We start from the raw sequence: 9473 nt of genomic DNA on the forward strand, positions 1-9473 counted from the left end.
GATTCGTTCGTCCACCTGCACGTCCACACGGAGTACTCCATGCTGGACGGGGCGGCGAAGGTCAAGCCGCTGCTGGCGGAAGCCGAGCGGCTGGGACAGCCCGCGATCGCCATGACCGACCACGGCACGATGTCGGCGGCCGCCGAGTTCTACCGGGTCGCGAAGAACTCCCCGGTGAAGCCGATCATCGGCATCGAGGCCTACGTCGCGCCGGAGTCCCGTTTCCACAAGAAGCCGGTGTTCTGGGGGCAGGCCAGCCAGCGCGGCTCGGACGAGTTCGGCGAGGGCGGCGACGTCTCGGGCAGCGGTTCCTACACCCACATGACGATGTGGGCGGAGAACGCCGACGGGTTGCGGAACCTGCTGAAGATGTCCTCGCTGGCGTCGTTCGAGGGCTACTACCGCAAGCCGCGGATGGACCGGGACCTGATCGCGGAGAACCACCGCGGGATCATGGCCACGACCGGCTGCCCGTCCGGCGAGGTCCAGACCCGGCTGCGGCTCGGGCAGCGCGAGCAGGCCATCCAGGCGGCGTCCGACTACAAGGACATCTTCGGTGCCGACAACTTCTTCCTGGAGCTGATGGACCACGGGCTGCCGATCGAGCGGTCGGTGCGCGAAGGCCTGCTGGAGATCGGCAAGCTGCTGGACCTCAAGCCGGTGGCCACCAACGACTCCCACTACGTCACCCAGGACCAGGCCGAAGCGCACTCGGCGCTGCTGTGCGTCCAGGCGGGCAAGACGCTGTCCGACCCGACCCGGTTCAAGTTCGACGGCGACGGCTACTACCTCAAGTCCGCCGAGGCGATGCGCGAGTACTGGGACAAAGAGGTGCCCGGCGCCGCGCAGAACACGCTGCTGATCGCCGAGCGCGTCCAGTCGTATGCGGACGTGTTCGACTTCCACGACCGGATGCCGCGGTTCCCGGTGCCGGAAGGCAAGACCGAGGACGACCTGCTGCGCGAAGAGGTCGAGAAGTTCGTTCCCACCCGGTTCCCCGACGGCCCGACCCAGGAATACAAGGACCGGATCGACCGCGAGCTGGGCATCATGGCGAAGATGGGGTTCTCCGCCTACTTCCTCGTGGTCGGCGACCTGGTGCGGTGGGCCAAGGAGCAGCGCATCCGGGTCGGTCCCGGCCGCGGCTCGGCGACGGGGTCGCTGGTCGCCTACATCCTGCACATCACCGACCTGGACCCGATCGAGCACAGCCTGCTGTTCGAGCGGTTCCTGAACCCCGAACGCGTCAGCCCGCCCGACATCGACCTCGACTTCGACGACCGCCGCCGCGGCGAGGTGCTGCAGTACACGATCGACAAGTGGGGCGCGGAGAACGTCGCCCAGGTGATCACCTTCGGCACCATCAAGACGAAGGCCGCGATCAAGGACGCCGCGCGGGTGCACTTCGGCCAGCCCGGGTTCTCGATCGCGGACAAGATCACCAAGGCGCTGCCGCCGCCGATCGCGGCGCAGGACATCCCGCTCTCGGGCATCTTCGACCCGAAGCACGAACGGTACGGCGAAGCCAGCGAAGTGCGAACGCTGACCGAGACCGACCCCGAAGTCAAGCAGATCATGGACACCGCGCGCGGCCTCGAAGGACTGATCCGCAACGCCGGCGTGCACGCCTGCGCGGTCATCCTCTCCTCCGAGCCGCTGCTCGACGTCATCCCGCTGTGGCGGCGCGACGACGGCGCGACGATCACCGGGTTCGACTACCCGTCCTGCGAGGACATGGGCCTGCTCAAGATGGACTTCCTCGGGTTGTCCACCTTGACCATCATCGAGGACACCATCCAGGCCGTGAAGGACAACCACGGCCGCGAGATCGACCTCGCGACGCTGGCCCTGGACGACAAGAAAACCTACGAGCTGCTCTCCCGCGGCGACACCCTCGGGGTGTTCCAGCTCGACGGCGCGGCGATGCGCAGCCTGCTGCGCGCGATGGCCCCCACCCACTTCGGCGACATCGCCGCGGTCCTGGCCCTGTACCGGCCGGGGCCGATGGCCGCGAACGCGCACATCGACTACGCCGAGCGCTCGAACGGACGGCAGAAGATCTCGCCGATCCACCCCGAGCTGAAAGACGCGCTCGAGCCCATCCTCGGCGAGACCTACCACCTGCTGGTCTACCAAGAGCAGGTCATGGCGATCGCGCAGCAACTCGCCGGCTACACCCTCGGCGGCGCGGACCTGCTGCGACGCGCGATGGGCAAGAAGAAGAAGGAGATCATCGAGAAGGAGTTCGAGAAATTCCGGGAAGGCATGCTCGGCAAGGGATTCTCCGCCGAAGCCTGCCAGACGCTGTGGGACGTCATGCTCCCGTTCGCCGGGTACGCGTTCAACAAGTCGCACACCGCCGGATACGGACTCGTCTCCTACTGGACCGCCTACCTCAAGGCCAACTACCCGGCCGAGTTCATGGCCGCCCAGCTCACCTCCAACTCCGGCAACAAGGACAAGTCGGCGATCTACCTCGCCGAATGCCGACGGATGGGTATCAAGGTCCTGCCGCCGTGCGTCAACGAATCCAACCTCCGGTTCCGCGCGGTCGGCTCCGACATCCGCTTCGGCCTCGGCGCGGTCCGCAACGTCGGGACCAACGTCGTCGACTCGATCGTCAAGACCCGTCAGGAAAAAGGCCTCTACACGGGATTCGTCGACTTCCTCGACAAGTCCGAGCTGCCGGTGTGCAACAAGCGCGTCACGGAATCGCTGATCAAGGCCGGGGCGTTCGACGCCTTCGGCCTCACCCGGCTGTCGATGATCGCGGTCCACGAGGAAGCCGTGGAGGCGGTCGTGCCGCTCAAACGGCAGGAGGCGATGGGCCAGTTCGACCTGTTCGGCACCGGCGGCGACGAATCGTCCGCGGAGGTCGCGGCGGCGTCGTCCCCGTTGGCCCACGTGAAGTTCGGGCCGGACGAGTACCCGCGCAAACAGCTGCTCGCCTACGAGCGGGACATGCTCGGACTGTACGTCTCGGCACACCCGCTCGACGGCGCGGAGCGGATCCTGCGCCAGCACGCACCCAAGCCGATCGCCGTGCTGGTCGACGACGCGCCCAAGGAAGGCGAGATCGTGCTCTCCGGCATGATCTCGTCGGTGGACCGCCGGGTGAACAAGAAAGGCGAGCCCTGGGCGATCGTGGTCGTGGAAGACCTCGACGCCTCGATGGAAGTCCTGTTCTTCCCGAAGTCCTATTCGATGTGGCAAGCCGAACTGGTGCAGGACTCCGCCGTCGCAATCAAGGGACGGGTGAACTGGCGCGAGGACAAGATGTCGGTCTTCGGAGGGAGCATCGTCACCTTGGACATCAGCGACGCCGAGCGCAACCCCGCCGACGGGCCGCCGCCGTTCGTGATCAAGGCCGACGCGGCGAAACTCGACCGAGAGGTCGTCATGGAGCTGCGCGGCACGCTGACCGCACACAAAGGCGACACCCCGGTCCACCTGCTGCTCTCCGGCCGCAACGAACTCAAATTCACGCTGGACGACTACCCGGTGAAAACCTCCGCCGCGCTGTCCGGGGAACTGAAGGGCATCCGCGGGATCTCGATCGTCCAGTGAGCGGCCTGGAGATCGTCCTCGGCCGCACCGACGACCTGAACTGCCGCCGGTGCGGCGGAGAACTGCTCCTCATAGTACGGGTGCCGACGACGACGCCCCTGCCCGCCGGCGACACCGTCGACAGCTACCGCACCGTGGAGCTGTGCCCGCGCTGCGACCGCGACGACCAGGCCGCACAAGGTGTCCTGGCCTGTTTCGCCGTCCACGAACGCATCGAGCACGACACCGTGAACGACCTCGCCCCCGCGCTGCGGGAATGGCTAGCCCACCTCGCAGCCAACCCGCCCACATACACCGAAGCAGAACTGGACGAGGACATCCGGCAATGGCAAGCCGGCGAGATGTGACCCAAACCGAGAAGCCCTGGGCGTACAGGAAGCCCGTGTGCCGGGAAGCGCTCGTCGACGCCGCCGACGAGCGGCGGCCACCCTGGATCACGCGTTCTGCGCTGGGCCTGTGGGTACGCCCTCGACCGCCTCGGCCGAACCCACAGGTCGCCGCCGGAACACAGGCCGGTTTCCGGAAGCAGCCCGCCGCTGGGGCAGGATGTCGGTTGCCTCGGGCACCAGGCCCGGGGCGGGTGGGTGTCCCCGGCGGCCGCCGCAACTCGGCGAGCGCCGGGGACCTGCGTCGTTCAGGTCCGGGTGCGCCACGTCTGCGGTCATGGCCGCCAGCGTGGCATCCGGGACCGACAGAACCCGGAAGGCGCTCAGACGGGCCGACCGGTTCGATGCCGATCGCGACCGCGCCGTGAAATCTTCGCGCCGCTGGCACTATGGCGTCCATGACCAGCAGCAAGCGCGCCGTGTACGTGGTGCACGACCGCACCACGTCCGCCCAGCCCGGCATCCTCGCGACGGCCTACGAGTCCGTCGAAAAAGCGATCGCGGACCTCGACGGATTCCGTGCCCAGCACCCCGACGATCCCGGCCCGCTGACCTGGTCCACCGGGCCCGGCTGGGCCGCCGGCCGCGACGCGGCGGGCAACACCGTGTTCGACGTGTTCGGCGTGTCCGTCGCCCCCGACAACGAACCGGCGTACTTCGAGAAGTTCAACCGCAGGCCGTGACCGGCCTCGGCTCCCCCCGGGCGCGTTGTCTGTCGCCCGGGGGGAGCCGGTTATCGATTGCCCTCAGCGAGCGCCCGCCGGATCAAGGTGCTCAGGGATTCTTTCTGCGCGTGCCCGTTTTCCGTTGCGGGGCAGCGGTTCTGCCACGCGCGGGAAGGACCGGTCCGCCCGGTGTGGCACGCGGCGCGGGGCGGGAGCCGGAACGGGCCGGGGTACTGGACGCCGCAGCGGGTGCAGTGCGCGTAGTACAGGCGCGCCAGCGGGCCCGGAGTGTCGGAGGCCAGCACGGTTTCGGCGGTCCCGTCGTCGCGGGTGACCGCCAGTGCGGGCCACGCCGGGGTGCAGGCGCACCCCGCGGCGATCGCGGCCGCGGTCGCTCCTGCGTCGGTGCCGGTCATGGTGTTCACTCCCCGGTGTCGTCGGTGCGGAAGCGGGGCTGTCGGCCGATCCGGCGGGCGACAGCGGCGATGTCCTCGACGGTGTAGGAGCTGCGGGTGCCGGAGATCGACATCCCGGCCGCAGCGGCGAGGTCTTTGAGCTGGTAGGGCTGGGGCTTGATGAACTCGCGGCCGTAGGCGACCAGCATCCGCTTGCGGGCCTCGGCGGCGCGGATCTCCCGCTGGGCGGCGTTGATCTCGGTCAGCACCGGGTCCCAGTCGCCGTCCGCGTGCTCCTCGGCGAGCCGGAGGGTCTGCTCGAATTCCCTCCGCTGGTCGGCCACGTCGTCGCGCCACGCGTCGAGGGCATCCTCGTCGCCGTCGACGAGGTCTTCGGCATCGGGCCAGGGGTACAGGATGTCAACCAGGTCGTCGATCATGTCGCGTTTCGCCATGCGTTTCACCATACGCATCTCATTTCACTTTTCGCAACGCGTGTCTCTGAGTGAAACGAGAAGCAGCGGGTGCAGCCGTGGAGCCTTCTCATAAACGACCGTTTCTGAGAAGAACCCGCGCACATCCCTCGCCGGAGCGCCCAAGGGCCGGAATCCGTCTCAGAACTCGTTCTCACTCAAATAGAGTGGCGAGGCGGTTCTGGGAAATGTTTGTGAGAAAATCCGGGCATGGTGAAAGACGGGACGCGACCGCTGCGGGCGGTCTGCGACGGGGAGCGGGCCGAAGGGCGGCGGTTCGCGGCGTGGGCGCCGCGGCGGTCGCTGCGGATGGGCGAAGCCGCGTCCTGGCCCGAATTCGAGCAGCGGATGCGCCGCCAGGCAGCGCTCCCCGCGCGCTGGCCGGTCATCCGGCTTCCCGCCGGCGCCACGCGGCGCGTGGTGTGGCCGCTGGTGCGCACCGCCGGCGGATGGCAGCGCCGGTTCGGACGGCGGCGATGACCGCGGCCGCACCGCTGTCGGACGCGGACGAGGTCGAGCAGCACCCGTGCCCGCGGTGCCTGGCCGAACCGGGCTCGCCCTGCCGGTCCCGATCCGGAGCGGTCGCCGGCACCTACCACACCGGCCGGTTCGCCAAGGTTCCCCGGCTGGCCAAGCGACTGCGCGTGCCCACGCCCGCCGATCGCGGCCCGGGTCAGCCGTGGCGGCCGGGTACTCCGCCGCCGGTGCCGATCGCGGCGGACACTCCGACCGCGGACATCCGGATCGGCTACGCCCGCTGCTCGCACCTGACCCAGGAACTGCAGTCCCAGCTCGACGCGCTGGCCGCGCACGGCATCCCGCGCGAGAAGATCTTCGCCGAGAAGATCTCCACCCGCATCCGCGTCCGGCCCCAGTTCGAGGCCGCCCTCGCGACTGCCCGGGAGATCAAGGCGCACGCCCCGCACTGCCGGGTCCTGTTCACCGTCTACGAAATGAAACGCCTCGGCCGAGACTCCGCCGAGCTGACCGCCACGGCGGATCACCTGACCGCGCACGGGATCCTGCTGGAGATGCTCGCCGGGCCGATCCCCGGCATCTACGACCCGTCGGGCACCGGCCGGATGCTGTTCGGGTTCTTCGCCGCGATGGCCGAAACCGACCGCGAAACCATCCGAGAGTCCACATTGGAGGGGCTGAACGCCGCCGCCCGCAAGGGAAACCACGGCGGACGGCCGCCGGTGATCACCGACGACATGCTCCACACCGTGCTGCGCCGCCGCGCGAACGGCGAGTCCGTTCAGGACATCCGCCCGGACCTGATCATCCCGACCGGCAAGCGCAAAGGACAGAACCCGAGCCTGGCCAGCATCTACCGCGCCCTGGCCGAGCACGAGAAGCGGCAGCGATTCCCCGACGTCGTCGAGGCGGCCCACGCCGACCTCGCCGCCCTTTCCGGGGCGTCGGCGTGAACCGCGCGCGTGCGGCCGCCCGGACCGGCGCTGGGTTCGTGCAGCGGATCCGGATCGCACCGGACTCCGACACCGGCCGCTACCCGTACACCCTGCCCGTCGTGCGGCGCCTGGCCCAGGCGGGCGGGCTGGACCTCGACCCGGGCGTGACGTTCCTGGTCGGGGACAACGGCACCGGCAAGTCCACGCTGGTCGAGGCGATCGCGGTGGCGGCAGGGTTCAACCCGGAGGGCGGTTCCCAGTCGTTCCGGTTCGCCACCCGCGCCACCGAGTCGAGCCTCGGCGACCGGCTGGTGCTGCGCTGGGGTGCCCGCAAGCCGCGCACCGGGTTCTTCCTGCGCACCGAGTCCTACTACAACGTCGCCAGCGAGATCGAACGCCTCGACCAGGACCCCGGTTCGCCGCCGCTGCTGCCCGCCTACGGCGGAATCTCCCCGCACGAACGCTCCCACGGCCAGTCCTTCCTGGACCTGGTCACGCACCGGTTCGGGCCGGGCGGGCTGTATCTGCTGGACGAGCCGGAGGCGGCGCTGTCCCCGCGCGGGTGCATGGCCCTGGTGGCGCGGATCGCCGAGCTGACCGCTCAGGGCAGCCAGTTCGTGGTGGCCACGCACTCGCCGATCCTGCTGGCCGTGCCCGGCGCGCGGATCCTGCAGATCGACAGCGACGGCGACATCGAGCAAGTCGGCTACGACCAGGCCGAACCGGTCGCCCTCACCCGCGGGTTCCTCGCCAGCCCGGAGCGGTTCCTGCATCACCTGCTCGCCGACGAGTGACGTCCGGCGCGGCTTCAGCGCTGAAGGGCGGCGATGGCGCGTTCGGCGTTGCGGTGCAACGGGATCGCGAGGTCTTCGTACTCGCCGGCGTTGATCCGCAGCAGCATCCGCCCCGTGGCGTAGAGCTGCGCGAGCAGCCCGTCGCGGCTGTCGAGCCGGTCGGCGAACTCAGCCCGGACCCGCTCGGCGACCGCCGGCCGCAGCAGCGAGTGCACGTAGAGGGTCGCGGCGTCGTACCCGGCCGGGGCGCGGCCCCAGCCTTCCCAATCCACCAGCACGCAGTCCGGTTCGAGCAGGTTCGCCCAGTGCAGGTCCGCGTGCGCGACCGTCCACGACCCCACCGCGGGATCGACCCGGTCGCCAAAGAACACCCGCACCCGCCGGGTGACCTCGTCCTGGCTCACGGCGGTCCGGCTCGTCGCAGCACCGGCGAGCGCGGCCAGCGATTCCCGAAGCCCGCTCCACCAGGCATCGGGCAGGTCGAGGTCGGCGCGCAGCTCCGGGGTCGGCGAGCACGGCCGGCCCTCGGCGGCGGTCATCAGTTCCGCGCGCAGCCGCTGCGCCTGCTCGGTCCAGTCCCAGTGCCGCAGGACCCGCGGCTTGGCCACGCCGGTCAGCTGGCCGGCGTCGACGTTGCCGGTCCAGAACTCGCCGTCGGCCCACTGCTCGGCCTCGGCCACCACCCGCAGCCATCGCGGTCCGCGCTGCGTGCCGACCCGCGAGCTGATCGACCGGTCGCGCCAGCCCCAGACCGCGTCCCCTGCCGGGACGGCATCGAGCGCGGCGGCGGCCCGGGCAAGGCAGCGGCGCAGCCACGCACGATGCTCGTCGTCGACGAGCGGGTCGGGCTGGGAAGACATGCAGGTCAGGCTACCGACGCGGTCACCGGTAGGTGGGCCAGCAGCGGCGGAACGGCGCGCACGGGCTGCACGAGGGCGAGCACCGCGGAGCGCACGTCGGCTGGCACGGGTCCGGAGCACAACTCGGGTGGCACGAGTCCAGGCCGCTGGTGCCCGCGCCGCCGCGCGACTGACGCGCGGCGAACGCGCCCGCCAGCTCCGTGCGCACCTGCTCGGCCTCGCTGCCGGCCAGGATCGCGGCGAGAGCGTCGTCAAGAACGTTGCCGACCGGCAGCCAGCGGGAGAACACGCACGGCCAGACCGCCCCGTCCGGGGAGATCGCCGCGACCCCGTCGCCGCAGTGCCCGCACAGCTGCTCAACGCCCGCCTGCTGGTCGCGGACCCCGCGACCGACCTGCCGTACCCGGTCGTAGCCGACCGAGGGCACGCCCAGCTCGACCAGTTCGCGCTGCGCGGCCCCGGCGCGCTGCCCGCCGCCCAGGTCGATCACCCCGGCCCGCAGCGGGATCCCGCGGCCCAGCGCCTTGGCGAAGTTCGCCTTCGTCCTCGCGTAGCTGGGGCGGCCGGTGACCGCGGCGTGCTGGGCCGGGTCGTCGGAATAGTAGGAGGTCGCCAGCGACACCCCCGGCCGCGAGAAGACGTCCCACAGCTCGTCGGTGACGTGCACGAGATTGCTGAACACCTCCACCCCGAACCCCAAGTCCAGGGCGTGCTCGACCAGCGGCACCAGGTGCGGGTACAGGGTCGGCTCGCCGCCGATGAACTGCACCGTCTCCACGCCCAGCGCCCCCGCCTCGTCCAGCACCCGCATCCAATCCATGCGGGTCATCGACCCGTGCGTCCCGGACGGGCCGGATTCGGCATAGCACTGCCGGCAGCTCAGCTGACAGCGTCCGGTCACTTCCAGCCACAGAAACGACG

Annotated in this window: 10 protein-coding genes; 6 read left to right on the forward strand and 4 right to left on the reverse strand. The window is 70.1% G+C overall.

The features are described from left to right. The first annotated feature begins 39 nt into the window (after positions 1-39). From dnaE to CU254_RS42210, 3 genes are all read left to right on the forward strand, one after another. Entirely contained in the window at positions 40-3567 is a 3528-nt protein-coding gene (gene dnaE / locus CU254_RS42200; RefSeq protein ID WP_050788576.1) for a DNA polymerase III subunit alpha, read from the forward strand. Continuing rightward, positions 3564-3914, forward strand: coding sequence for a DUF6300 family protein (locus CU254_RS42205; protein WP_009086361.1), 351 nt, complete (start codon positions 3564-3566; stop codon positions 3912-3914). The genes dnaE and CU254_RS42205 overlap by 4 nt, the downstream gene beginning before the upstream one ends. Positions 3915-4351: 437 nt before the next feature. Next, positions 4352-4636, forward strand: coding sequence for a hypothetical protein (locus CU254_RS42210; protein WP_158688161.1), 285 nt, complete (start codon positions 4352-4354; stop codon positions 4634-4636). A gap of 50 nt (positions 4637-4686) precedes the next feature. Here CU254_RS42210 and CU254_RS42215 read toward each other — a convergent pair whose 3' ends face one another. Continuing rightward, the gene (locus CU254_RS42215) at positions 4687-5034 is read right to left on the reverse strand and encodes a hypothetical protein (protein ID WP_009086357.1); all 348 of its coding nucleotides are present in this window, start codon (positions 5032-5034) and stop codon (positions 4687-4689) included. Between the two features lie 5 nt (positions 5035-5039). Further along, a complete protein-coding gene (locus tag CU254_RS42220) occupies positions 5040-5468 on the reverse strand; it encodes a hypothetical protein (RefSeq protein WP_037719470.1) in 429 nt (142 codons plus the stop codon). 228 nt (positions 5469-5696) lie between these two features. Here CU254_RS42220 and CU254_RS42225 point away from each other — a divergent pair, with 228 nt between their 5' ends. From CU254_RS42225 to CU254_RS42235, 3 genes are read left to right on the forward strand one after another with little or no spacing between them, the layout of a single operon-like run. Further along, entirely contained in the window at positions 5697-5966 is a 270-nt protein-coding gene (locus CU254_RS42225) for a hypothetical protein (RefSeq protein WP_009086353.1), read from the forward strand. Continuing rightward, on the forward strand, positions 5936-6916 hold the full coding sequence (locus CU254_RS42230) for a recombinase family protein (protein ID WP_234392916.1): 981 nt from the start codon (positions 5936-5938) through the stop codon (positions 6914-6916). The genes CU254_RS42225 and CU254_RS42230 overlap by 31 nt, the downstream gene beginning before the upstream one ends. Further along, positions 6913-7692, forward strand: coding sequence for an AAA family ATPase (locus CU254_RS42235; protein ID WP_009086349.1), 780 nt, complete (start codon positions 6913-6915; stop codon positions 7690-7692). Before CU254_RS42230 ends, CU254_RS42235 begins: the two co-directional genes overlap by 4 nt. A gap of 14 nt (positions 7693-7706) precedes the next feature. Here the strand turns inward: CU254_RS42235 and CU254_RS42240 are convergent, their stop codons facing one another. Both CU254_RS42240 and CU254_RS42245 read right to left on the reverse strand, forming a co-directional pair. After that, the gene (locus CU254_RS42240) at positions 7707-8552 is read right to left on the reverse strand and encodes a hypothetical protein (protein WP_037719250.1); all 846 of its coding nucleotides are present in this window, start codon (positions 8550-8552) and stop codon (positions 7707-7709) included. Positions 8553-8574: 22 nt separating this feature from the next. Beyond that, positions 8575-9459 carry a radical SAM/SPASM domain-containing protein gene (locus tag CU254_RS42245; RefSeq protein WP_037719464.1) on the reverse strand — a complete coding sequence of 295 codons (885 nt, stop codon included), beginning with the start codon at positions 9457-9459 and terminating at the stop codon, positions 8575-8577. Between the last annotated feature and the right edge of the window lie 14 nt (positions 9460-9473).

Source organism: Amycolatopsis sp. AA4, assembly GCF_002796545.1.
Taxonomy (GTDB): domain Bacteria; phylum Actinomycetota; class Actinomycetes; order Mycobacteriales; family Pseudonocardiaceae; genus Amycolatopsis.

What these genes read in the sequence shown, in the direction of transcription:
- dnaE (WP_050788576.1), top strand. Translation starts at nt 40, where the DNA reads ATGCTGGACGGGGCGGCGAAGGTCAAGCCGCTGCTGGCGGAAGCCGAG.
- CU254_RS42210 (WP_158688161.1), top strand. Translation starts at nt 4,352, where the DNA reads ATGACCAGCAGCAAGCGCGCCGTGTACGTGGTGCACGACCGCACCACG.
- CU254_RS42215 (WP_009086357.1), bottom strand. Translation starts at nt 5,034, where the DNA reads ATGACCGGCACCGACGCAGGAGCGACCGCGGCCGCGATCGCCGCGGGG.
- CU254_RS42220 (WP_037719470.1), bottom strand. Translation starts at nt 5,468, where the DNA reads ATGGCGAAACGCGACATGATCGACGACCTGGTTGACATCCTGTACCCC.
- CU254_RS42225 (WP_009086353.1), top strand. Translation starts at nt 5,697, where the DNA reads ATGGTGAAAGACGGGACGCGACCGCTGCGGGCGGTCTGCGACGGGGAG.
- CU254_RS42230 (WP_234392916.1), top strand. Translation starts at nt 5,936, where the DNA reads ATGGCAGCGCCGGTTCGGACGGCGGCGATGACCGCGGCCGCACCGCTG.
- CU254_RS42240 (WP_037719250.1), bottom strand. Translation starts at nt 8,552, where the DNA reads ATGTCTTCCCAGCCCGACCCGCTCGTCGACGACGAGCATCGTGCGTGG.